Source organism: Devosia sp. (assembly GCF_028290625.1).
Taxonomy (GTDB): domain Bacteria; phylum Pseudomonadota; class Alphaproteobacteria; order Rhizobiales; family Devosiaceae; genus Devosia.
This window is the reverse complement of sequence record NZ_JAQGJM010000012.1, coordinates 209,090-233,075: the sequence shown is the minus strand read 5'-3', so window position 1 is coordinate 233,075 and position 23,986 is coordinate 209,090. Positions and strand designations below refer to the sequence as shown.

Sequence of the window (23,986 nt, the reverse complement as noted above, 5' to 3'; positions counted from 1 at the left end):
CTATTCCCCCGCCAGCCGCTGGGGTTCCTCGAAGTCCATCGCATCGATCCGCTCGCTGCGTTTTGTGACCCTGCTGGTGGAAATAAGGATATCCCCGATATCCTTGTTGGCCTGGGTAAAATGCGTCTGCAGCTTGTTAACGCGATCGTCCAATCGCCCCACATCGGCTAGCAATTCGCGCACTTCTTTCTGGATTAAGTGTGCCTGTTCGCGCATCCGCACATCGCGCAGCAGCGCTTGAATCACCTGGATCGACAGCATCAGCAAAGCCGGCGACACGATCACCACCCGCGCGCGGCTGGCGCGCTGCACCACATCCTCGAAATGCTCGTGGATATCGGCGAAGATCGACTCCGACGGCACGAACATGAAGGCGGTGTCCTGCGTTTCGCCGGGGATCAAATATTTTTCCGAAATCGCCCGCACGTGCACGGCGATATCCTGCTTGAAGCCGTTTTGCGCCGCCCGCAGGGCATCGGGATTGTCCGCCGAACTGATGCGTTGCCAGCTCTCCAGCGGAAACTTGGCGTCGATGACGAGGCTGGGCGCGTCATTGGGCATGATGATCAGGCAGTCGGGCCGATAGCCGTTCGACAGCGTCGATTGGAACGAATAGGCGTTTGGCGCCAGCCCGTCGCCGATGATGGCCTCCATCCGACCCTGTCCGAAGGCGCCGCGCGTCTGCTTGTTGGACAGGATCGATTGCAGCGACACGATCTCGCTCGAGAGCGACGTCATTGTCGACTGCGCCCTGTCGATCACCGCCAGCCGTTCATGCAGTTTGTTGAGCCCCTCGTCGGTCTTGGCGCGGGTTTCCTGCAGGGCCTGGCCGACGCGCTGGCTGGTCGTATCCAGCCGGTCATTGACCATCTGGCTCAACTCGGCGGTGCGCGAGCCGAACATCTCGGACATCGACTGCACGCGCCCGGTCATTTCCGACTGCACCTGCATCAGCCCGGCGATATGACGCTCCATCGCCGCCGAACGGTCCAGTGCCGCTTCGGCTTCTTGAGCGCGAGCCTGGCCGGCTCGGATCGCGCCGATCAGCATGACCACCAGCAATAGTCCGATAAGCCCGACACCGCCCGCAATGGCATAGCCGAGCGTGACCGCAAAATCCCCGAGCGTGAACAGCACAGTCTCCATCCCACCATCCATAGAGCGATTCGCCTGTTCGCGGAATGTTCCAGTTTAGCCCAGCGACGGTTGACCGCGCAGCGGAAAATACCATATCGAGGGGCAACACCCCATTTGGACGCTCCTTCATGGCTATCCGCCCTATTCTCGTTTTGCCTGATGCGCGCCTGCGCGCCGTTGCCGATCCGATCGACGCGGTCGACGACGACATCAAGGCCCTCGCCAAGGACATGCTCGACACCATGTACGATGCGCCCGGCATTGGCCTGGCCGCGCCGCAGATCGGCGTGATGAAGCGCATCGTCGTCATGGACCTCGCCAAGGAAGGCGAAAAGCCCGAGCCGATGGTGCTGATCAATCCCGAGATCACCAAGTTCTCCGACGTGGTGCAGACCACCGAAGAGGGTTGCCTGTCGATTCCGGAGCTGTATTACGATGTCGAGCGGCCCGATGCCGTCACCGTCAAATACACCGACCTGGACGGCAATGAGGTCATCAAGGACGCCGAGGGCAAGCTCGCCGTCTGCATCCAGCATGAACTCGATCACCTCGATGGCGTGCTCTATATCGATTACCTGTCCCGCCTGAAGCGCGACCGCGTCATCAAGAAATTCGACAAAGCTGCCAAGCGCGCCGCGGGTTAAGAGCAGTTCTTACCCATCAGTCGTCATCCCCCTCCCCTTGTGGGAGAGGGTGCCCGAAGGGCGGGTGAGGGGTTCGCGCCGCAACCCTAGCCCCCTCATCCGGCGCTGCGCGCCACCTTCTCCCACAAGGGGAGAAGGGAAGTGGAGAACATCCGAACCATGCGCATCGTCTTCATGGGTACGCCCGATTTCTCCGTTCCCACCTTGCTCGAAATCATCTCCTCCGGTCATGAGGTCGTCGCGGTCTATACCCGTGCGCCAAAGCCGGCCGGACGTGGCCAGGCCGAGCGCAAGTCGCCGGTGCATCTGGCGGCCGAAGCCGCTGGCATCCCGGTGTTCACGCCGCGCTCGCTCAAGGGCGTCGATGAGCAGGGCGTGTTCGCATTGCACGATGCCGATCTTGGGATCGTCGTGGCCTATGGCCTGTTGCTGCCCAAGCCCATTCTGGATGCGCCGCGTCTTGGCTGTCTCAACCTGCACGGCTCGCTGTTGCCGCGCTGGCGTGGCGCTGCACCGATCCAACGTGCGATCATGGCGGGCGATGCACAGACCGGCGTCATGGTGATGCAGATGGATGAGGGCCTCGATACTGGCCCCGTTGCGCTGGGCGAAGTCATTCCCATCGGTCCTGATATGACCGCCGGCGAATTGCACGACGCGATGATGCGGATCGGCGCCGACTTGATGGGCCGCGCGCTGGCAGCGCTGGATCGCGGGAGCCTGGATTTCAAGCCGCAGCCTGACGATGGCACGATCTACGCCAAAAAGATCGAGAAGGCCGAAGCTCGCATCGATTGGAACCAATCCGCCGAGGCCGTCCACAACCACATTCGCGGCCTGTCGCCGTTCCCCGGCGCGTGGTTCGAACTGGAACTGGCCGGCAAGCCGGTGCGGGTGAAGGTCTTGCGGTCCACGCTGACGGCAGGTTCCGGTGCGCCCGGCACGCTGCTGCCCGATTTGACCATTGCCTGCGCCACTGGGGCGGTCCGGCTGGTGCAAATTCAGCGCGAAGGCAAAACCCCGATGGACGCCGCGACCTTCCTGCGCGGAGCAGGGGCCTTGCCCGGCACTGTGCAGTAGATGCCTCGCTACCGCGTCACCGTGGAATATGACGGAACCCCCTTCAACGGCTGGCAGCGCCAGCCGCATAGTCCGTCCGTGCAGGCGACGCTGGAAGCCGCAATCCTGGGGTTTTCTGGCGAAACCGTGACCACCCAGGCGGCAGGGCGCACCGATACCGGTGTGCATGCGCTGGGCCAGGTCGCCCATTTCGATCTGTCGCGCGAGTGGGACCCGTTTCGCATCCGCGAGGCGCTGAACTTCCACCTGCGGCCCAACCCGGTGGCGATCATCGAGGCGGAGGCCGTCCCCGATACCTTCGAGGCGCGCTTTTCGGCCAAGGCTCGGCATTACGAGTATCGCATTCTCAATCGGCGCGCGCCCGCAGTGATCGAGGCCAACCACGTCTGGCACCTGCCGATGGATCTGGATGCCGAACCCATGCATGCGGCCGCCCAGTTGATCCTGGGCACGCACGATTTCACCACTTTTCGCGCTGCCGAATGCCAGGCCAAGTCGCCCATCCGGACGCTCGATCGCTTCGATGTCCGGCGCGAATTGGACCACATGGTCATCACCGCCAGCGCCCGTTCTTTCCTGCATCATCAGGTGCGCTCGCTGGTCGGCTCGCTCAAAATGGTGGGCGAAGGCAAATGGCGCCCCGCCGATTTTCGCGCCGCGCTAGACGCGAAAGATCGTCGGCGCTGTGGCGCCTTGGCGCCGTCCCGCGGTCTCTATCTGATGAAGGTGGATTACTAGGCTCTCGTGCGTTCGCGACGCACTGAGCATCCACCCCACCGTCTTTCCCGCGGACTTGATCTGCGGGCCTCTATCCAGCATGGCACAAGCGGTGAGTGGCCCGCGGGTCAAGCCCGCGGGAAGGAAGTGATGGGGAGGATGGTGGATTACCAGGAGCCGCTGCGGTTTTCGGTGACGCACTGAGCATCCACTCCCACTGTCCTTCCCGCGGACTTGATCCGCGGGCCTCTATCAGCATGGCACAAGCGGTGAGTGGCCCGCGGGTCAAGCCCGCGGGAAGGAAGTGATGGGAGGATGGTGGATTTACTAGGAGCCGCTGCGGTTTTCAGTGACGCGCTGAGCACCCACCTCACTGTCCTTCCCGCGGACTTGATCCGCGGGCCTCTATCAGCATGGCACAAGCGGTGAGTGGCCCGCGGGTCAAGCCCGCGGGAAGGAAGTGATGGGGAGGATGGTGGATCACTAGGAGCCGCTGCGGTTTTCAGTGACGCACTGAGCATCCCACCCCCACCGTCCTTCCCGCGGACTTGATCCGCGGGCCCCTATCAGCATGGCACAAGCGGTGAGTGGCCCGCGGGTCGAGCCCGCGGGAAGGAAGTGATGGGGCTGGGAAGGAATTGATGGGTTAGGAAGAACGGCGATGGGGATGGATCCGGCTTGTACGGAACCCTAGGCGGCAGCCGGCGCTACCATGCCGCCCAACAGCAGCAGCCCAATGGCCGAACCGACCAGTTGGGCGACGATGAACATGGCGATCTGCAGCGGCGGCAGGGTGACGATCAGCCGGGCGATGTTGATCTCGACGATGATCACCACGATGCCGATGGCGATAATGACCACGTCGGCCGGCAGGCCCAATAGCAGCAGTCCCAGCGACAGGATCGAGGTGAAGAACGTGGCCCAGTTGTCGGCCACGAGGAATGGCACGAAACCGTCCAGCCGGCCCATCTGGCGCAGTACCAGATAGGATACGGCGAGCTGGATCAGGAACAGCACGCCGCCCAAGATCAGCGCCTGCGTGGCGGCGCCCGGCGGGCTCTGGATACCGAAAACCTGCGACCCGTAGGCCCCCAGCGCACTGGCGATCACGAAGGCGATGAACGAGCCGATCAGCCCGCGCTGGCTGAAATCGAAATGGGTAGGCGCCTGCCGGTTGCCGGTGAGCAGGGCGAAACAGCCACGCGCCGCATCCACCAGCTCATCGAGAAAGGTCGAGGAATTCTGAGACAAACTGCAACTCGATCAGATTGGAGAACCGGCGGGATTGTTCAGCATGTAGAGCGTCAACGGCATGCCGACAAGCAGCACGACGGTTAAAACCGCAAATGCCAGCGCCACGCCGATCGACCAGGTGCCCGCGGCGCGCCCCAGGCTGTAAAGCAGAAACACCAGTCCCAACAACACGATCGGCACCGTCTCGATGCTGATCGCCGCCAGCACCGAGCCGGCGACCAGGTAGAATACCATGCCGTAAATCCCCGGTATCAGCACGCGCAGCAGCGGCACCTGGGATTTGACCGCCAGTTTCGTCACCACGATGCCGATCAGCAGCGCCACCAACCCCAGCGACTGCACCAAAAGGTTGGCGATCAGCCCAGGCAGGGACGGCATGCCGCCCTGCACCGACCCCATGGCAATAGCGAGGAAGGCGAACAGGAAAAAGATCACCAGCGCCTTGGCCAGTGCGCCGAACGAAAGGCCGAACCGTTCCTGCCAGCCCGGTCGCTGCCGCACGATATCGACCCAGCCCAGCCAGGCATCCCGCAGTGCTGCCCAGAGCTTCATCCCAGGTCCCCGAAAAACCGCGTCATGAATGCCGTGTAGATCGCCGTCAATCCGGTGACATCGGCAATGGTCACATGCTCGTCGGCCTTGTGCATCGAGGGGCCGACCAGCCCGCATTCCACCACCGGGCCATATTGCGCCACGAACCGCGCGTCCGAGGTTCCGCCGCCGGTGGATAGGGTGGGCCGGCGTCCGGTCATCTCGAAGATGACGTCGCCCAGCGTGTCCACGGCCGCGCCCAGTGGTGACAGGAACGACTGCGACGGCACGCCCGCTACGGTGAACGTCACCCTGGCCTGCCCCGCATCCACCGTAGCGATCCGCCCGCTCACCCATTCGGCCAGCGCCTGTGGTGTCCACAAATCATTGTAGCGGACGTTGAACTTGAGCGTGCCCTTGGGGGGGATGACATTGCTCGTCGGGTTGCCGACATCGATCGAGGTCACTTCCAGATTGCTGGCCGGAAAATGCGCCGTGCCCTTATCGATGACCTCCCCGCTCAGCGCCGTCACGATCGCCGCCAAAACCGGCAGGGGATTATTGGCCTTTTCCGGATAGGCGACGTGGCCCTGCACGCCCTCGACGGTCACGACCGCGCTCAGCGAGCCACGCCGGCCGATCTTGATGCTGTCGCCCAGCTCAGCCGCCGAACTGGGCTCACCCACTATGGCGAAATCGAAATTGTGGCCCTGCGCTTGGGCCCAGGCCAGCAGCTTTTCGGTGCCGTTGATGCCGTCGGCTTCTTCGTCATTGGTAATGGCCAGCATGATGGTGCCGGCCTGCGTCGGGACGTCCGCAGCGGCGGCCACGAATGCCGCGACGCCGCTCTTCATGTCGGCCGCTCCACGCCCATAAATCTTGCCATCGGCCTCGCGCGGCACGAACGGATCGCTGGTCCAGTTCGCCAAATCCCCCGGCGGTACGACGTCGGTATGGCCGGCAAACAGCAGCTTGCGCCCGCCGCCATGGCGAATGGCGAACAGGTTATCGACCGGATAGGAGCCGTCGCCCTCGAAACGCAGCCGCGTCACGGTAAAGCCGAGGCCGGTCAGCGCGCTCTCCAGCACGCCGAGCACACCGGCATCCTCCGGCGTCACCGATGGCCGCGCAATCAGGGCCTTGAGCAGTTGGACGGGATCGCACCTAGAAATATCAGTCACGCGCAATCCCGTCCCTTATTGTCTTAAGCTGCCGGCGCCCAGGTGCCGCCAGTCGGATCGGCCCCGTAGGTGTTGTTGCCCACGGTGCCGCGCAGGAACCCCAGTACCACCAGCAGATAGAGGCCGGCCAGACCAAGGATCACATAAAGTGTGCTCAGCCACACCGCGGGCATCGGCACCATCACGCCGCCGCCGATATCGGTGGGTGTCATGCCCACGCCCAAGGCCTGCAGCAGCGTCAGCACCAGTGAGATGCCGGTGAGGATCTTGATGTCCATGCCGTTATTGTCGCGGTCGTGACGGCGCTTGGTGGACAGGCACAGTGACGGATAGAGCAGCAGGATAGAAACGATCAACTGTCCCCAGCCCGCCGAGCCCGTCGTCGGCGACGGTCCAAGCCCAATCGCGGACAGGATGATTGTGAGCACGATGCCGACCACGGCGAGGCCGATCACGCCCAGCCACCAGCTCTTGCGCCCAATGCGGCCTTCCATGCCGTTATACAGTGAAATGAATGAATTCATGATGTTTCCCTCAAAGACTCATGATGCCGATACCGGCGCACCGACAATATGACAGTTCGCACAAGCTCGCCAGCGGAGGGAAATGCTGCTTCGCACACTGTACAATAGACGACGCCCGCCCCCGGAATGCCGGGAACGGGCGCTGTAATTGTCAGATCTGCGAGGTATCGCGATCAGGCGGCGACGGTGCCGCCGAGCGGGTTCTGGCCATACTGGTTGGCCGCCGGCTCGCCTTCCTTGATGCCCAGCATATAGATCGTGTAGATCGCGCCGAGCAGCGGAACCAGCGCGATCAGCGTCCACCAGCCGGACTTGGCCTGGTCGTGCCAGCGCTTGGCGTAGAGCGCTACGGCCGGATAGATCAAAATCAGCGAGCCGATCGTCGCCAGATAGCTGAGCGGCCCGAAGATCATGCTCAGGATCGAGCCGATGATCGCCAGCACCACATTGGCGCCGACGAGAACCAGCACGCCGGCCCAGAAGGGCTCGCGATTGATGCGGCCGTCAAAGCTCGTGAACAGGTATTTCCAGTCTTGATCGAAATTCATTTTTTGCTCCAGATCGTGAAGGCGGCCCTCAAAGCCTGCCGCGCCAATTCGGTATCGGGAGTGTTCCCGCCCCTGAGCGCCTTCTATCGATCTGGAAATGAACGCCAAATGAGTGACTGGTTCAGTCGCGCAATAGCTCGTTGATGCCGGTCTTGCTGCGGGTCTGCGCGTCCACGGTCTTGACGATGACAGCGCAATACAGCGACGGGCCGGGCTGCCCGTTCGGCAATGGCTTGCCGGGCAGGTTGCCGGAGACGACCACCGAATAGGGCGGCACCTTGCCGATGTGAATTTCGCCCGTGGCGCGGTCGACGATCTTGGTGGAGGCGCCGATGAACACGCCCATCGAGATCACCGAGCCCTCGCCGACGATCACGCCTTCGACCACTTCGGAACGCGCGCCGATGAAGCAATTGTCCTCGATGATCACCGGGCCGGCCTGCAACGGCTCCAGCACGCCGCCAATGCCGACGCCGCCCGACACATGCACGTTCTTGCCGATCTGTGCGCAGCTGCCGATGGTGACCCAGGTGTCCACCATGGTGTTCTCATCCACATAGGCGCCCAGGTTGACGAAGCTGGGCATCAGGATGACGCCCTTGGCGATATGGGCGGAGCGGCGCACTACGGCGCCAGGCACGGCGCGGAAGCCGGCATCGCGGAACGTGTTTTCGCTCCAGCCCTCGAACTTGGTGGGCACCTTGTCCCAATAGGACGAGCCGCCCGGACCGCCCGGGATCATCACATTTTCATTGAGGCGGAAGCTGAGTAGCACCGCCTTCTTGAGCCACTGGTTGACCTGCCAGGTGCCGTCGATCTTTTCGGCAACGCGGGCCTTGCCGCTATCGAGCAGCGCCAGGGCCTCCTCGACCGCCTCGCGCACGGCGCCCTTGGTGCCGGAATTGACCTCGGCGCGCGCCTCGAAGGCGTCGTTGATGGTCTGGGCGAGATCGGTATACGACATGGCGAGGTCCTGGCGGAGAAGGTGGGTTGGCCGGGACCATAACGGGGCTCCGCCTTGTGTCAATCGGGGCCGCAAACCCAATCGTGATGCCGTGCCGCTTTACCGCACTGCCATTGATCCTTAACCCGACTCAGACAGCATGGATTGCAACACTTGGAGAGCCGGAATGGCCAAAGCCCCCCAGACACCCTTACGCACCGCCGGCCAGGATGTCGCTGCCGCCAAGCGCGCTCCCCAAACCCCCCAGACCGAATCGGCAGCATTCCGCCTTGCCTATGCGGATGACGATTTCCTGACCGCCGAGGAAACCCGCGGCATCCGCTTCCAGCTCGAATATATGAAGACCGAAACGCGGCTGCGCGAACAGGCGATCAATTCGACCGTAGTGCTGTTCGGCGGCGCCCGCATTCCCGAGCCCGGCAAGCCCGCCTGGGCCGCCAAGAACGATGTGCAAAAGGCCAATCTCGAAAAGGCCTCGCGCTATTACGACGAGGCGCGCCGTTTCGCCCAATTGGCCGCGCTGACCTCGAAGTCGCTGGACTTCAGGGATTATGTCGTCGTCACCGGCGGTGGTCCCGGCGTCATGGAAGCCGGCAATCGCGGTGCCAGCGATATCGGGGCGCCCTCGATCGGGCTCAATATTGTGCTGCCGCACGAGCAGGCGCCCAACCACTACGTCACTCCGTCGCTGAGCTTCAATTTCCACTATTTCGCGACGCGAAAAATCCACTTCCTGTTGCGCGCCCGCGCCGTGGCGGTGTTTCCCGGCGGCTTCGGCACGCTGGACGAATTCTTCGAAACCCTGACCCTGATCCAGACCGGTCGCATGGACCGCATCCCGCTGCTGCTGTTCGGCGCCGAATTCTGGGGCAAGGTCATCAACTTCGAGGCCCTGGCGGAAGCCGGCACCATCGCCCCCACCGATCCAAGCCTGTTCAGCATCGTCGACAGCGCCGAAGAGGGCTGGGACGTGATCCGGCAGTTTTACAACCTGCCCGACGTTGGAGCGGCGCCGGGGTGGTAGGGGGCGACTATTCGTCCGGCGGGTCGCCCCCTCCTATCCTCCCCCATCAAGGGGAGGTGTCTGCCGGTGGTCGTGGCTTCGATCGCGCGTCAAGAGTGGAGAGAAACCTCCTCCTTGATGGGGGAGGTAGGAGGGGGTGTTCTGCTTCGGCCCGGATATTCGGAGCTGCACGCATCCCAGCCCTTCCGTCTGCCCCGTTGCATCGATTGCAATGGCAGTGTCACACTTGCGCTATAACGCCTGCCTGGGCGTGATTTGGGGATAATCTTGGAAACGTTCGATCTCGTCGTCATCGGCAGTGGTCCCGCCGGCCGCCGCGCCGCCATTCAGGCGGCCAAGCTGGGCAAATCCGTGCTCGTCGTGGAAAACCGGCTCCGCCTCGGCGGCGTCTCGGTCCATACCGGCACCATCCCGTCCAAGACCCTGCGCGAGACCGTGCTGAACCTGTCCGGTTGGCGCGAACGGGGCTTTTACGGCCTCGCCTATCGGGTCAAGAAGGACATCGAGGGCAAGGACCTCGGCGCCCGTCTGCGCATGACGCTGGACCACGAAATCGAGGTGCTCGAACACCAGTTCGCCCGCAATGGCGTGCGCACGCTCAGCGGCAAGGCGCGGTTTGTCGATACCAACCACGTCGCCGTCACCACCAACGAAGGCGAGGAGACCAAAATTGGTTTCGGCGCTGCGGTGATCGCCGTCGGCACCGCCCCCTACCGCCCGGCCAATATCCCCTTCAACGACCACTCCATTCTCGACAGCGATAGCCTCGTCGCCGAGCCGCGCGTGCCGCGCAGCCTGACCGTCGTGGGTGCCGGCGTTATCGGCATCGAATATGCCACGATTTTTTCGGCGCTCGACGTGCCGGTCACCATCATCGAGCCGCGCGACACCATCCTGGATTTCATCGATCGCGAAATCATCGAGGAATTCACCCACGAGATGCGCAAGCGCGGCATGACCATCCGCTTCGGCTCCAAGGTCGACCATGTCGAGCTGGACGAACAAGGCTGGGCTGTCGCCGTGCTCACCGATGGCCGCCGCATCCGCTCCGACATGCTGCTCTATGCTGCCGGCCGCTCCGGCGCCACGGCCGATTTGGGGCTCGAGAACTGCGGCATCACTGTCCACGACCGTGGGCGCATCAAGGTCGATCCCATCACCTTCCAGACCAATGTGCGCAATATCTACGCCGCTGGCGACGTCATCGGCTTTCCCTCGCTCGCGTCGACCTCGATGGAGCAGGGGCGTATCGCCGGGCTGCACGCCTGCGGCGCCGCCATGCCGCCCGCGCCCGAATTTTTCCCCTATGGCATCTATGCGGTGCCGGAAATCTCCACCATCGGGCTGACCGAACAGCAGGTCCGCGCCCAGGGTATTCCCTATGAAAACGGCATCGCCCGGTTCCGGGAAACCTCGCGCGGCCACATCATGGGGCTGCAATCGGGCATGATGAAGCTGATCTTCTCGCTGGAGACTCGCAAGCTCCTGGGCGCGCACATCGTCGGCGAAGGCGCCACCGAACTGATCCATATTGGCCAAGCCGTACTCAATCTCGGCGGCACGCTGGATTATTTCGTCGAGAACGCCTTCAATTATCCAACGCTCGCCGAGGCATACAAGATCGCCGCGCTTGATGCGTGGAACCGCATGCCAAGGGATATCCCGCTGGCGCCGGTGGCCGACGCCGAAACGGAAGACGCACCGGTGAAGAAGGCGAAGTAAGCCCCCTCACCCTGGCCTTCCGCTGGACGCGTCAGGCCTGTCCCTCTCCCACAAGGGGCGAGGGTGACGACTGCGAGCTTTCGGCTCTTTCCCTTTCTCCCGTCGTGGGAGAAGGGGCCCGAAGGCGGATGAGGGGGCACTGCGGAGCGTCATTTGCCAGTAGTCCTCATGGTGAGGTGCGAGCCTTCAAGAGCCTCGAACCACGAGGGCGTGCCCGAATGCCTCCCTAGCGCAAACTCAAATCCCCCCATAAGCTCTCCTCAAACAACGGGGCACCACTATGAGCGAAGCCTTTGACGCCATCATCATTGGCGCCGGCCAGTCCGGGCCGTTCCTCGCGGCAAAGCTAGCCACGGCCGGCTGGAAGACGGCGCTGATCGAGCGCACGCATCTCGGCGGCACCTGCGTCAACGATGGCTGCACCCCCACCAAGACCCTGGTCGCCAGCGCCCGCGCCGTCTGGTCGGCGCGCCATGCCGCCGATTGGGGCGTCACCGTCTCGGGTCGCGTCACCGTCGATATGAAGGCCGTCAAGGCGCGCAAGGACAAGGTGGTCAACGCTTCCGTCCAGAGCCTGACCGACTGGCTCGGCGGCCTCGAACACCTCGAAGTCATCCGCGGCTCCGGCAGCTTCGTGTCGCCCACCGAAGTTGCGGTCAACGGCCGCACCCTGACCGCGCCGAAAATCTTCATTAATGCGGGCGCCACCGCCAGCGTGCCCGATTGGCCGGGCCTGTCCTCGGTGTCCTATCTGACCAATACCACGATGATGGACCTGGACACGCTGCCCGATCACCTGGTGATCGCCGGGGCCAGCTATATCGGGCTGGAATTTGCCCAGATGTATGCCCGCTTCGGCGCCAAGGTCACCGTCATCGAGCGCGGCCCACGCCCCGCCTCGCGCGAGGACGAGGATATTTCCACCTCGATCCGTCAAATTCTGGAAGCCGACGGCGTCTCGTTCCTGTTCGACACCACGGTGGAATCGGTGGTCAAGGCCGGGCCGGGGGTGCTGCTCTCGCTCAATACCGGCGGCCGCCGCGCTTCGACCGAAGCCAGCCACCTGCTGATTGCGCTCGGCCGCACGCCCAACAGCGCCGACCTCAACCTTGCGGCCGCGGGCGTTGCCACCGACAAGCGCGGCTATATCCCGGTCGACGACCACCTACGCACCAGCGTGCCCGGCATCTGGGCCATGGGCGACATCAACGGCCGCGGCGCCTTCACCCACACCTCCTACAACGACTTCGAAATCGTCGCCGACAACGTGCTGGACAGTGGTAGCCGTTCAATAGCCCACCGCATCCCGGTCTATGGCCTGTTCATCGACCCGCCGCTGGGCCGCATCGGCATCTCCGAACATGAGGCCCGCGCCTCCGGCAAAAAGGTGCTGATGGGCACCATGCCGATGTCGAAAATCAGCCGTGCCAAGGAAAAGGGCGAAACCCAGGGCCTGATGAAAGTGCTGGTCGATGCCGACACCAAGCGCGTCCTCGGCGCCGCCATCCTGGGCATCGGCGGCGACGAGATCGTGCATTCACTGCTGCAACTGATGGCCGGCGATCTGCCCTACACGGTGATGCAGCAGACCGTGCACATCCACCCCACGGTCACCGAGCTGATCCCGACCCTTCTGGCGGATTTGAAGCCGCTGGTTTGAGATTGGCTCGTCCATCTAACCCCACCCACTGTCCTTCCCGCGGGCTCGACCCGCGGGCCATTCTCAACACGGCACAAGCGACGCGAGGCCCGCGGATCAAGTCCGCGGGAAGGGCCAGAGTGTGTTGAAGGATATGGACACTTCTTCAAATATCCCGGAACGCTATAGCAATCCCGCGGCCGCCAGCCTTGGCCGCATAGCACGCGGCGTCAGCTTCACCCATGAAACCGAGCGGCGAAGCAGGTCCTGCGCCAATCGTCGCGATGCCGATGCTGGCGCCGATGCGATAGGTCTGTCCCGCCCAACTGAACGCCAAAGCGGTGATCGCCCGCACGATCTTGTCGGCCGTCGTCTTGGCACTGGCCGCGAGGCTATCCTGCAGCAGCACGGTGAATTCGTCGCCGCCGACCCGCGCCGCAATGTCGTGGCTACGGCAACAGCCGCGAATGGTCTGCGCCACCTGCTTGAGCAGGGCGTCGCCCGCCGCATGGCCGGCGGTGTCGTTGACCGGCTTGAAGCGGTCGAGATCGATATAGAGCAATCCATGCTGCCGGTTGCCGTCCCGCGCGGTGGCAATGGCGCCGTTCAGCGCCCGGTCGAACGCCGCCCGGTTGGGCAGCCCGGTCAGGTCGTCATGATTGGCCGAATGGGTCAGTTGCCGCTGCAGCGCCCGGCTATGCGTGACGTCCTGGAACACCAGCACTGCGCCGATGACGCCTCGATTATCGCGCACCGGTGCCGACGAACAGCGGATATCGCGGCCGATGCCGTCGCGCCCCACCAGCACCATATCGTCCTCGATATGCACCGGCCCGTCCTGCGCCAGACAGACAGCCACCGGGCATTCCTCGACCAGGCCGGTCATCTCGTTGCGAATGGCAAAGATCTCGCGCACCGACCTGCCGGTGGCTTCCGCCGCCGAATACCCGGTCAGCGCCTGGGCCGAGGCGTTCATGAACAGGATATTGCCCAACGCGTCGGTCGAGATCATGCCATCGCCAATGGCCTCCAGCGTGATACGCAGGCGCTCCTTTTCGGCCGCCAGTTCCGCCTCGATGGTTTTGAGGCGGGTAATGTCGGTGTCGGTGCCCAGCGTGCGGATCGGGTTGCCTTCGGCGTCCCATTCCACCGGCTTGCCGCGGCTTAGGATCCACACATAGCTGCCGTCGCGCCGGCGTTCGCGATATTCCAGTCCCTCGAAGTCGTCTTTGCCCTCGTCCTGCCGCCGCATATTGGTCGTCACATGCGCCAGATCGTCGGGATGAATGCGCGATAACCACTCGGGCAGGTGATCCTGCGGCACCGCTTCGTCGGGTGGAATGCCGCGCATGATGCGCCACATGCGCGAATAGAACATCGTGTCGTTGACGATGTCGTGGTCCCACACGCCCTGGCCGGCGCTTTCCAGCGCGAAATTCCAGCGGCTTTCGGAATAGGCCAGCGCCTCTTCGGCACGCTTCTGCAGTTCGATATTGGTGATCTGCACGATCAGGTAGAGCGGCTCCTGGGGGTCCTCCGGCCTTAGCGCCGATACGGCGACCGTGACCCAGAGCGCGCTGCCATCTGCGTGGCGGAAACGATGCTCGGCGCGATAGTCGTCGACTTCGCCGCGCGTCAGCCGATCGAGCTGCAAGCGCGCCGCGCCGGTATCGTCTTCATGCACCAGATCGAGAATGCTCAGACCCTGGTAGGCCTCGGCACCATAGCCCAGCATTTCGATGAACGCGCGATTGCCATAGCGCAGGTGGCCGTCCATGCCGGCAATGACCATGCCGATCGCCGCATTATCGACGATCTTGGCCAGAATCGACTTGTTCCTGTCCAACGAGGGACTGGGCGATCGAAATTTTGTCAGCGGCTCCGGCATTTGCCCAATGTGCCGGAGAGCCCGTTAATAACTGCCTTAGAATCCAGGGCAGTTTCTTACAAGTGATCGCCTACTTGAGCAGTTCTTCGATGAATTCTTTTTCGGTCTCGATACCGGCCCATTCGTCCGGCGTTTCGGCGTCGAAAATCAGCGTATAGGGGCCTTTGTAGCCCGCCTCCTCGGCCGCCTGCAGGCATTGGCCATAGTCGGCCTCGTCCAGCTTTCCGTCCGCAAAACTACCCTTGGCGTGGCAGGTTTCCGCCCGCCCGAAAATGGCGCGCAGGTCGTCATACTTGGTGGCACGGCCCCAATTGCCGAAATCGCCATTGAGCCCGATGCGCCCGTCCAGCTTGTCGAGCAGATAGTGCACCTGCGCGGGCTCAGCCAACAGGTCAAACCAGTTCTCGGTGGTCAGCCGCACCTTGGAGCCGGCATTGCGCTCAGCGAGGGACGTCAGCGCCTTGACCGAGAGGTCCAGCGCGTCGCGCGTCGGCTTCTGCTTGCCTGCGATGACGCGGGCGCGTTCGGCGCCGAGCTGGTTGGCGATCTCGATCCAGCTCCAGATCCACTCGGTATCGCGCGCGCTGGTGGCTGGATCGCTGATATCGCCGGCATCGATTAGGAGCGTCTGCAGGGCGACGTCGGCATTGCTCAGCGCACTGCGCAATTCGCCCAGATAGACCGGGTCCTTGCTCGGCAGGTGAAACGACACCAGTTCCAGTCGGTTGATACCGTGATTGGCAATGGCCGAGGGAATATCGAGCAGCGACTCGTCGACCTCGCCATAGGTCTCCTGCACCGGCCCGATCTCGAGACTGTCGAGATTGTGCGGATAGGTGGTGCCCAGCATCCGGTGCAGCGACCAAGTGGAGACCGCAATACGGTCAGCGGAGTTGAAAGCCATCGAAAACGTCCTCATTCGTGTTGAGGGCGACACTGCCCCGGCGCGGTGGCCGGTTCAAGGCATAAACCCATCCAACGCTTGGGTTCTCGTGGGCATCATGCCTGCCAACCCACTCTTTCTTCCCGCGGGCTTGACCCGCGCGCCACCCTCAACACAGCATGAGCGACGAGAGGCCCGCGGATCAAGTCCGCGGGAAGGACGGTAGGTGGGCTAGGCCATGCCTTACTCGGACAGCCGCCGCTGCGCCAGATAGATGTGGTCACACGCCAGCACAGTCTCGCCGCGCTGGTTGAGCACGCGCACCGCCTCGGTAATGCGGCCATGGTCGGCCCGCTTGGGATCGGGGTCGAGCCCCGTAATGGTCAGCGTGGTGTGCATCGTGTCGCCGATGAACACTGGCTTGGGAAACCGCAGCCGCTCATAGCCATAGGAGAAGGCCAGCGGATTGATCTCGCTGGCGGTCAGGCCAATACCGATGGCAAAGGTCATGGTGCCATGGGCGATGCGCTGGCCCCAAGGCGAGTCTTTCATCGCCTCGGCGTCCATATGGTGCGGGAAGAAATCCCCCGTATGGCCGGCATGAACCACGAAATCGGTCTCAGTGATGGTACGCCCATAGGTCTTGCGGGTTTCGCCCAGCACGTAGTCCTCGAAGTGGCGTGGCCGCTCCATCAGAAGCTCTCCCGATACAGGCGGTTGATCTCGGCGACGATCAGGGCAGGGCTCTCCTTGCCGAGCAAGCCGGCATTGAGGCGCTTCGATGCCGCATCCTGGAAGCCCATGTAACCGTTGTGCCGCGGCCGTACCCAGGACGTTTCCAGCGTCCGCCGCGTGTCCCGGTAAAACCCGTCCACTGCCGCGTTCACCGCCTCGTTTTCCCAGGCCAACCCATGCCCCGGCTGCCCACCGGCCTCGGCATAAATCGTGCTCTGGATGCCGCCACTGGCGACCCAATACGCATAGTCGAGCGCCGCCTCGCGATGCTGCGAAAATGCCGAAACAGCGATCCCGGTACCGCCCAGCGCCGAGCCCACCGGACCCAGGCCACCAGCATCGGGAATATCGGCGAATTTCAGCCGCCCCGGCCGGAAACCCTTGAGCGCATAGCTCAAATAGCCATAGCCATAGGGCATCACGCTGACGAGGGGATGTTCGCGCGCCATCGCTTCGCTGGCCGCAATCGGGTCCATGGCAAAATTGGACGGCTCGATCAACGCCACCAGCTCGCGCAGGTGCTCGATCACCTCGGCCCCGGCCGCAGCCCCGATCAGCTCGCCTTGGCCCGTATTGCAAGCGTGGCCCAGATTGCCGGCCAGCGTATAAAACGTCATCAGGCTATGCGGCGCCATCATCGGCAGCACCACCTGTCCGGCCTTGGCCAGCCCGATCACATCCGCCCAACTGGTCGCCGGACCTTGGACGATATCGGCGCGATAGGCCTGCACCTGCGTCGCGGCATCGATGGGAAATGCCCATTGATGGCCGGCCCACGTATAGCTCGGATAGGATTGGCCGACACTGTGCCGTGCCAGCTCGTCCCGCTCGCCCTCACGACCTGCTACGTCCAGCGGCGCCAGGCACTTCTCGTCGGTGATCTGCCCCACATGGGGATGATCGATGACGATCAGGTCATAGGCCCGCGCCAATTCCTCGACCGGAAAGGTCTCGAAATCCTGTAGACTCCGCTGATCCCACTCGATCTGCACCCCGGTCTTGTCGCGCCACAGCGCCGAGGTCGCCACCATCGGATCGAAACCCCGTGGGTGCTTCCAGGTCATGCCCTTGAGAGTGATCGTCACAAGCCGAACTCCGCGCGGATTTTCGCGCTCTGCTCGCCGATCAGCGGGGCGGCTCGCGTGGTTTGGGCCCGCTTGCCGTTGATCCGCAGCGGCGACTTGGTGGTGGTGATCGACACATTGTCCTCGCGCGTCACCGTCTGCAGCATGTCGAGTGCCTTGAAACCCTCGCTGGCCATCAGCTCCGGCCAATCCAGCACCTTGGCGCACCAGATATCGGCCGGCTCAAGTATGCTCAGCCAATGTGCGGTGGATTGCATCGACAGTCGCTCGGCGATCAACTGCTTGATCGCGTCGCGCGCCGTGAACCAGCTTTTTGGATCGGCATAGGCGCCAAGCGCCGCGATCTCCAACAGTTTCTGCAGTTTGCCCAGCGGCGTCATAGCGATCGCCAGATATCCGTCGGCGGTCGGATAAACCCCATAGGGTGCCGAAAGATAGGCATGAGCCGAGCGGAATTCGCTACGCTTGGGCACCCGGCGTCCGTCGTTGAGATGGGTGGTCAAAACCTCGAATTGGAAATCCACCAGCACTTCCAGGAGGCTGGTCTCGATATGGGCGCCCTGTCCGGAAATGCCGCGCCGTACCAAAGCGGCGAGGATGCCTTGGGCCACGGCGGCACCGGCCAGCATATCGGCAATCGCCAGCCCGAACGGCACTGGTCCCTGATCGTGATCGCCGTTGAGCCACATCACGCCGGATCGAGCTTGCGCCAGCAGGTCCTGGCCCGGACGATCCACCCACGGGCCTTCGTCGCCATAGCCGGTGATCGAGGCGTAAACGATGCCTGGATTGATCGCCTTGACCGCCTCGTAATCCAGTCCCAGCCGCTCGATCACGCCCGGCCGGAAATTCTGCAGTACCACATCGGCCTTAAGCAACAGCTTGCGCAAAGCCGCCAGGTCGTCGGCATTCTTGAGGTCCAGCGCCAGACTCTCCTTGGACCGGTTGATGGCGTGGAAAATCGTCGAATCCCCGCCGATTTCCGTATCGCTCAGATACAGCCGACGGCTGAGATCGCCCCCATCCGGTCGCTCGATCTTGATCACCCGCGCGCCCAGATCCTGCAATCGCAGGCTGGCATAGGGGCCGCTGAGGAACTGGCACATGTCCACGACGACAAGGCCGTCGAGCAGCTTGGTTTCGGTGTCGCTCATGGCTTTATTTCTCCGTCTTGCCGACGAAGTCAGCCGGATTTTTGTAGAGAACCGTCTGGATATGCTCGCAATATAGCACCAGCTCGCCCTCGCCCTTGAACACCTCGTAGCTGGCGCGGATCAGGCCCAGCTTCTGGTATTTCGGCGATTTCTCGAGGTTAGTGCGGATCGTATAAATCGTGTCGCCGATGAAGGTCGGCTTGATGAAGCGCAGGCGGTCATAGCCATACGAGAAGGCGTTGACGCAATTGGTCGCCACAAGCCCCAGCCCGGCCGAAAACACGAACGCGCCCGCCACCAGCCGCTTACCGAACTGGCCCTCGCTCTGGGCGAAAATATCGTCCGCCACGTACGGGTGCATGTCGGTCACCAGCGCGTTGAACTGCATCGATTCCCCCTCCGAGATCGTGCGCCGCAACGAGCGGATTTTGTGCCCGACCTGCCAGTCCTCGTAAAACCAGTTCTCCGCATTCCACACCGGGATATCGGCGTGCGCCTCCGGCATGGTCTTGGGATGGGTGGAATGGACGCCAACGGTGGGTGCGAATTCGCTCATGGTTGTGCCTGAACCTGGGTTGCGGGCGCTGCTGCCGAGGCGAATGCCGCTTCGGCCAGTGCCATGGTGTGCCACGCATCCTCAACCGACGAGACCAGTCGGTCATCCTCGCCCGCTGCGAAGCGCTGCAGATTGCTCATCGTGCCAACAAAGGCATGGGGGAACCAGCCGCCGCTGAGGGCAACCTGTTGCCAGTCCTCGCCCTTGCGGGTGATCCAGAGTTCGTCGGGCTCGCCTGCGGGATAGTTCAGCAGCAGGCCCAGCTTGACCATGGCCGCGCCCTCGGTGCCTTCGAAACGGAAGCTGGCATCCTGGAATTTGCGGCCGAAATCGTGGTTGTGGTTGATGCTCATCGTGGTGCGCACGCCGTCCTCGAAATCGATCAGCGCGCTCGTCCGCGTCTGCGCCAGTTCGGTCGACGGGTGGCCCATGGTGCGGGCATGCACGCCCACCGGATTGCCCAGCAGCGCCCGGATCAGGTCGAGGTAATGGATTGAATGAACTGCGATTTCGACCCTCGGCGCGCCTTTGAGAAACGGGAACAGCTCCCATGGCGTCACGAGGTTCAGGTGCACTTCGGTATCGATCAGTCTGCCCAGCCAACCGCGTTCCAGCGCATCGGCCACCGCCAGCATCATCGGGGAAAACCGCAGCTGGAAATTGACCGCCGCGACGAGTTTCTTGGCGCGGCACAGCTTGAGGATGGCGGTGGCATCGCTCAAGTCTCGCCCCATCGGCTTTTGCAGCAGCACGGCCGCGCCATCGGGCAGCTTGGGCAAAACATCCAGATGCGCGACCGGGGGCAGGGCGAGGTCATAGATCGCCCCAGGCGTGGCGATCGCCTCTTCCAGCGTCGCAAACGCCGGAATGTCCCACTTGGCGGCCAGCGCCAGCGCCTTGTCGCGGTCGATGTCGAACACGCCGGCGACCGGCAGACTGGCCAGCCGATAGGCCGGCAAATGCGCATCGTTGACGATGCCGCCGGCCCCGATGATCACGATCGGGCGCGGCGCGCTGGGCTTTGGCCAGCTCTGGCGCAATGCCGAATAGTCCGTGGGCACTTGCCCCTCCCTCGCGACGGCCAATGCGGCGTCATTCTTATGTGAATAATCTTTTCACATACGAGATATCGAGGCAAGACCCGTTTTGCGTTCAGCAGCGGCGCGGCGCTTTCGGAAAACGCTCATCGGCGTAATCCAATTGCGACCGCGCCAGTGTGAACCCGCTTCAGTCGACGTGGAAAACTTCTTCGGTGCCCACCCACCATTCGCCCTCGGCGCGCGTATCCAGGGGGGCCTGCATCGGCATGCACACGGCCCACCATTCCTGCGTCCGCGGATCGGCAGCCATTGCGGCCATATCGGCATCGTGGTCGGTCCCCACATATTCGTAATAGGCGAACAGCAGGTTTTCCGGCTCGCGCAGGAAAATCGAATAGTTGGCAATCCCGCTGGCCTTGATCTGCGCCAACACATCCGGCCACACTGCGGCGTGGACCCGCTTGTATTCGGTAATCTGCTCGGGCTTGAGCCCGATGACGGAACCGTATCGTTTCATTTCAAACCCCGTAAATTCGTTCAGCATTGCGGTGGAACAGGCGCGCCTGCTCGTCCTCGCTGGCGCCCTTGACGATCTCGCGCGTGGCTTCGACCCACCGGGTCAGGCTACCGGTCAGCGTCACCACCGGATGGTCCGAGCCCCACACCACGCGGTCCCAGCCAAAGCTCTCGATGATATGCTCGACGAAGGGCCGTAGGTCCGCAACCGTCCAGTCGGCGCCCGCATAAGCGACGATTCCCGACACCTTGGCCGCCACATTGGGGAGCTTGGCGATTTCGGTGATGTAGCCCCGCCACGGATCGAGCCCCTTGCCGGCCACATCCGGCACCCCGCAATGGTCGAGAATGAACTGCACATCCGGCGCCCGCTGCGCCAGCATGGTGCCGATCGGCAATTGATCGGCCCGCACGCAGAGATCGAAGCTCAGGTCATAATCGGGCAGGTGCCGGATGTTTTCGACGAATAGATCGCTCTGGCTCAGCTCATCCGGTGCCTGGTGCAAAATTCGCCGCACGCCCTTCACATGCGCATGCTCGCTCAACTGCTCGATCTGGTCGACGAAACCCATGCCCTCGGGTCGGCAGGCCGCGATGGCGCCGACAATGCCCGGCAAAGTGAGCATGAACTCGGTCTCGGCCACGATATCCTTGTCGGCGACATCGACCTCCATATGCAGCGCCCCGGTGATCCCCAGTCCGCGCGCCTCGGAGAAGTAATTCTCCACCAGCCAGGGCCGGTTGATCGCGGGCGCGTCCGCCAGCCACGGATAGGAGAATTTCTCGGGATAGACGAGGTGCAGATGGGTATCGAGAATGCGCATGAAGGCTGTCCTCCCTAGGGTCAGGATTGATTGCTGGAGCGCTTGGAAATTTCCTGGCCCGCTTCGAGCAGCAGCCTAATGGCCTGCTGCGTATTGGGCGCATCGAGCTTGTCGAGGCGCTGTGTATAGGGGCAGGTGAGCACCGCGATAACGCTGCCCAGCGGCCCGAAGATCGGCACCGACAGGTTGGAAACCCCGGAAACCTGGGCGCTCGGCATGTTCTCGTAGCCCTGCTCGCGCACCCCATCGAGCCGCCCCACCAGCCCCTTGGGCATCTGCTCGGGTGAGCCCAGATCCTGCTCTTCCAGCATCAGCTTGCGCTCTTCCGGGGTCGAAAACGCCAGGAACACATGGCCCGAGCCGGTATTGACCAGGCTGATTCGGCTGCCGACGCGGATCGACACATTCCAATAGCCGGGGCCATCGACCTGGGCGATCACCACCAGGATATTGCGGTCCTGCACCACCAGGTGCACCGCCTGCTCGGCCTTGAGGGCGAACTGGCGCAGCACCGGGGTCGCCTGGCTGATCAGCCGCCGCATCGGCGGGCGCGCATGGCCCAGTTCGAAGAGCTTGAGCGTGACCTCGTAGCGATCCTCCAGCGTGCGGCGCACATAGTCGCGCCGCACCAGCCGGTCCAGCATGCGGTAGATTTCGTTGGGCGATCGATCGAGCGCCTTGGCGATTTCGGCCTGGCTCAGCCCGTCATCGGTAGCCGCCAGCAGTTCGAGAATATCCAGCCCCTTGTCGAGCGCCGGCGCGCGATAGCGTTCCGCATCATCCGCAATACTCACCGGTTCCTACTCCCATCCCGTGCTAACGATGCTAGCCATTCACCAGCGAATTGCTAGCGAACTGTTACCCTCCACAACCGCATTCCGCTCCCCTCAGCCGTTGACGCGGAGGCGGAAGTTATGCTTACCTACGAATAGACTTTTCAAATATGGATGATCAAGCCCCGAGTGGGGCGGCATCGGAAGGTCCCCTGTGGAGGAGAAATCAATGGCAACCAAGTTCCTGGCCAAGGCCCTTTTGGCCTCGGTCGCCCTGGCGACGCTGTCGGGCGCCGTCATGGCGCAAGAATTCGATTACGGCTCGTTCCCCGGCTACACCCTCAAGGTGAAGCTCATCGGCGGTACGCAGTACGAAAAGCTCTATACCCGTATTCCCGAGTGGGAAGCGCTGACCGGCGCCAAGGTCGAAATCGTTTCATCCAAGAACCATTTCGACCTGGACCGCGAAATCAAGCAGGACATCGCGTCCGGCCAGATCACCTGGTGCGTTGGCTCCAACCACACCAGCTTCGCCCCCCAGTATGGCGATCTCTATATCGACCTGGCGCAGTCGATCCCGGCGTCCGAACTGGCCAAGTACGTCCCCGGCACGCTGCAGTCCGCCATGGTCGATGGCCGACTGGTACAGTTGCCGCGCGTCACCGACGTGTCCAACCTCTATTATCGCAAGGACCTCTATGAGGACCCGGCGAAGATGGAAGCCTACAAGGCCAAGTTCGGCACCGATCTCGCGCCGCCCAAGACCTTCGACGAATTCAAGCAGCAGATCATTTTCTTCGCCGACGCTCCTAACCTTTACGGCACCGCTTTTGCCGGCAAGGACGAAGGCATGTCCGGCCGCTTCATGGAAATCTTGCGTGCCAATGGCGGCGACCTGTTCGACGCCAACTGGAAGCCGACCTTCAATTCGCCTGAAGGCGTCGCGGCCCTGCAGTGGTTCAAGGACATCTATGATGCCGGCGCCGTGCCGGCTGGTACTGTGAACTACACCTGGGACGAAATCGGCCAGGCCATGGCCGCCGGCCAGTTGGCTGTCGATCTGGATTGGCCGGGCTTTGCCGGCTTCTACAGCGATCCGACCGCCTCCAAGATCGCCGATCACCTCGGCTTCGCCGTGGCGCCCGTGGGCACCTCCGGCAAGCGTGGCGGCTGGTCCGGTTCGCACTCGTTCTCGGTGACCGAAGCTTGCGATAATAAGCCGGCCGCCGTCTCGCTGGCCGTGTTCCTGACCAATGACGACAGCGAGCTGATGGAAGCCGAAGCCGGCAACCTGCCGACCCGTTCCGCCACGTTCGACGCTGCGGTGAAGTATTTCAACGAGAACGGCAAGACCGCTCTGGCTGAGATGTTCCCGATCTGGCAGGCCAGCCTTGCCGATGCCCGGACCCCGCCATTGATCCCCCAGTGGATTGAAGTCAGCAACGTGCTCTGGCCCCAGCTCCAGGCTGCCATCGTGGGCGAAAAGACCCCGCAGGAAGCGCTCGATCAGGCTGCTGCCGAGGCGACCACCATCCTCGAAGATGCCGGCATCCTCAAGTAGTAAGCC

General features: G+C 63.0%; 24 protein-coding genes. 7 read left to right on the top strand and 17 right to left on the bottom strand.

All coding sequences use genetic code 11. The features are described from left to right. On the bottom strand, positions 1 to 1,146 hold the full coding sequence (gene rmuC / locus JWR51_RS06920; protein ID WP_299745489.1) for a DNA recombination protein RmuC: 1,146 nt from the start codon (positions 1,144 to 1,146) through the stop codon (positions 1 to 3). Positions 1,147 to 1,265: 119 nt separating this feature from the next. Between rmuC and def the strand changes: the two genes are divergently transcribed. The 3 genes from def to truA all read left to right on the top strand — a co-directional run bounded on the left by def (position 1,266) and on the right by truA (position 3,599). Further along, entirely contained in the window at positions 1,266 to 1,781 is a 516-nt protein-coding gene (gene def, locus JWR51_RS06915) for a peptide deformylase (RefSeq protein WP_299745487.1), read from the top strand. A gap of 159 nt (positions 1,782 to 1,940) precedes the next feature. Beyond that, complete coding sequence (gene fmt, locus JWR51_RS06910; RefSeq protein ID WP_299745597.1) at positions 1,941 to 2,861, top strand: methionyl-tRNA formyltransferase; 921 nt, start codon at positions 1,941 to 1,943, stop codon at positions 2,859 to 2,861. Beyond that, positions 2,862 to 3,599: a tRNA pseudouridine(38-40) synthase TruA gene (gene truA / locus JWR51_RS06905; RefSeq protein ID WP_299745484.1), complete on the top strand. Its 738-nt coding sequence runs from the start codon at positions 2,862 to 2,864 to the stop codon at positions 3,597 to 3,599. Positions 3,600 to 4,268: 669 nt separating this feature from the next. Here truA and JWR51_RS06900 read toward each other — a convergent pair. The 6 genes from JWR51_RS06900 to dapD all read right to left on the bottom strand — a co-directional run bounded on the left by JWR51_RS06900 (position 4,269) and on the right by dapD (position 8,580). Beyond that, positions 4,269 to 4,829, bottom strand: a complete 561-nt coding sequence (locus JWR51_RS06900; RefSeq protein ID WP_299745482.1) for a hypothetical protein — start codon at positions 4,827 to 4,829, stop codon at positions 4,269 to 4,271. A gap of 12 nt (positions 4,830 to 4,841) precedes the next feature. Further along, positions 4,842 to 5,384, bottom strand: coding sequence for a hypothetical protein (locus JWR51_RS06895; protein WP_299745480.1), 543 nt, complete (start codon positions 5,382 to 5,384; stop codon positions 4,842 to 4,844). Then, the gene (gene dapE, locus JWR51_RS06890; protein ID WP_366525556.1) at positions 5,381 to 6,544 is read right to left on the bottom strand and encodes a succinyl-diaminopimelate desuccinylase; all 1,164 of its coding nucleotides are present in this window, start codon (positions 6,542 to 6,544) and stop codon (positions 5,381 to 5,383) included. Before dapE ends, JWR51_RS06895 begins: the two co-directional genes overlap by 4 nt. A gap of 23 nt (positions 6,545 to 6,567) precedes the next feature. Continuing rightward, positions 6,568 to 7,068 carry a DUF805 domain-containing protein gene (locus JWR51_RS06885; RefSeq protein ID WP_299745477.1) on the bottom strand — a complete coding sequence of 167 codons (501 nt, stop codon included), beginning with the start codon at positions 7,066 to 7,068 and terminating at the stop codon, positions 6,568 to 6,570. Between the two features lie 173 nt (positions 7,069 to 7,241). Further along, positions 7,242 to 7,616 carry a DUF805 domain-containing protein gene (locus JWR51_RS06880; RefSeq protein WP_299745475.1) on the bottom strand — a complete coding sequence of 125 codons (375 nt, stop codon included), beginning with the start codon at positions 7,614 to 7,616 and terminating at the stop codon, positions 7,242 to 7,244. A gap of 121 nt (positions 7,617 to 7,737) precedes the next feature. Next, complete coding sequence (dapD, locus tag JWR51_RS06875) at positions 7,738 to 8,580, bottom strand: 2,3,4,5-tetrahydropyridine-2,6-dicarboxylate N-succinyltransferase (protein WP_299745472.1); 843 nt, start codon at positions 8,578 to 8,580, stop codon at positions 7,738 to 7,740. 166 nt (positions 8,581 to 8,746) lie between these two features. Here dapD and JWR51_RS06870 point away from each other — a divergent pair, with 166 nt between their 5' ends. From JWR51_RS06870 to JWR51_RS06860, 3 genes are all read left to right on the top strand, one after another. Then, on the top strand, positions 8,747 to 9,604 hold the full coding sequence (locus JWR51_RS06870) for an LOG family protein (protein ID WP_299745469.1): 858 nt from the start codon (positions 8,747 to 8,749) through the stop codon (positions 9,602 to 9,604). A 267-nt stretch (positions 9,605 to 9,871) separates the two neighbouring features. Continuing rightward, positions 9,872 to 11,326, top strand: coding sequence for a Si-specific NAD(P)(+) transhydrogenase (gene sthA, locus JWR51_RS06865; protein WP_299745466.1), 1,455 nt, complete (start codon positions 9,872 to 9,874; stop codon positions 11,324 to 11,326). Between the two features lie 280 nt (positions 11,327 to 11,606). Next, positions 11,607 to 12,986 (top strand): FAD-containing oxidoreductase, encoded by a 1,380-nt coding sequence (locus JWR51_RS06860; protein ID WP_299745463.1) that lies wholly within the window; start codon positions 11,607 to 11,609, stop codon positions 12,984 to 12,986. A 145-nt stretch (positions 12,987 to 13,131) separates the two neighbouring features. Here the strand turns inward: JWR51_RS06860 and JWR51_RS06855 are convergent, their stop codons facing one another. From JWR51_RS06855 to JWR51_RS06810, 10 genes are all read right to left on the bottom strand, one after another. After that, positions 13,132 to 14,811 (bottom strand): PAS domain S-box protein, encoded by a 1,680-nt coding sequence (locus tag JWR51_RS06855; protein WP_299745460.1) that lies wholly within the window; start codon positions 14,809 to 14,811, stop codon positions 13,132 to 13,134. Positions 14,812 to 14,923: 112 nt separating this feature from the next. Then, entirely contained in the window at positions 14,924 to 15,757 is an 834-nt protein-coding gene (locus JWR51_RS06850) for a sugar phosphate isomerase/epimerase (RefSeq protein ID WP_299745457.1), read from the bottom strand. Between the two features lie 222 nt (positions 15,758 to 15,979). After that, entirely contained in the window at positions 15,980 to 16,429 is a 450-nt protein-coding gene (locus JWR51_RS06845; protein ID WP_299745454.1) for a MaoC/PaaZ C-terminal domain-containing protein, read from the bottom strand. Beyond that, the gene (locus JWR51_RS06840; protein ID WP_299745591.1) at positions 16,429 to 17,535 is read right to left on the bottom strand and encodes an extracellular solute-binding protein; all 1,107 of its coding nucleotides are present in this window, start codon (positions 17,533 to 17,535) and stop codon (positions 16,429 to 16,431) included. The genes JWR51_RS06845 and JWR51_RS06840 overlap by 1 nt, the downstream gene beginning before the upstream one ends. Positions 17,536 to 17,552: 17 nt before the next feature. Continuing rightward, the gene (locus JWR51_RS06835) at positions 17,553 to 18,710 is read right to left on the bottom strand and encodes a CaiB/BaiF CoA-transferase family protein (RefSeq protein ID WP_299745451.1); all 1,158 of its coding nucleotides are present in this window, start codon (positions 18,708 to 18,710) and stop codon (positions 17,553 to 17,555) included. A gap of 4 nt (positions 18,711 to 18,714) precedes the next feature. Then, a complete protein-coding gene (locus JWR51_RS06830; protein ID WP_299745448.1) occupies positions 18,715 to 19,266 on the bottom strand; it encodes a MaoC family dehydratase in 552 nt (183 codons plus the stop codon). Continuing rightward, the gene (locus tag JWR51_RS06825; protein ID WP_299745445.1) at positions 19,263 to 20,327 is read right to left on the bottom strand and encodes a Gfo/Idh/MocA family oxidoreductase; all 1,065 of its coding nucleotides are present in this window, start codon (positions 20,325 to 20,327) and stop codon (positions 19,263 to 19,265) included. The genes JWR51_RS06830 and JWR51_RS06825 overlap by 4 nt, the downstream gene beginning before the upstream one ends. Positions 20,328 to 20,493: 166 nt before the next feature. Next, the gene (locus JWR51_RS06820) at positions 20,494 to 20,823 is read right to left on the bottom strand and encodes an L-rhamnose mutarotase (protein WP_299745443.1); all 330 of its coding nucleotides are present in this window, start codon (positions 20,821 to 20,823) and stop codon (positions 20,494 to 20,496) included. 1 nt (position 20,824) lies between these two features. Continuing rightward, on the bottom strand, positions 20,825 to 21,646 hold the full coding sequence (locus JWR51_RS06815) for an amidohydrolase (RefSeq protein WP_299745440.1): 822 nt from the start codon (positions 21,644 to 21,646) through the stop codon (positions 20,825 to 20,827). A gap of 20 nt (positions 21,647 to 21,666) precedes the next feature. Further along, positions 21,667 to 22,440, bottom strand: a complete 774-nt coding sequence (locus JWR51_RS06810; protein WP_299745438.1) for an IclR family transcriptional regulator — start codon at positions 22,438 to 22,440, stop codon at positions 21,667 to 21,669. Positions 22,441 to 22,648: 208 nt separating this feature from the next. Between JWR51_RS06810 and JWR51_RS06805 the strand changes: the two genes are divergently transcribed. Beyond that, positions 22,649 to 23,980: a sugar ABC transporter substrate-binding protein gene (locus JWR51_RS06805; protein WP_299745435.1), complete on the top strand. Its 1,332-nt coding sequence runs from the start codon at positions 22,649 to 22,651 to the stop codon at positions 23,978 to 23,980. The last annotated feature ends 6 nt before the right edge of the window (positions 23,981 to 23,986 follow it).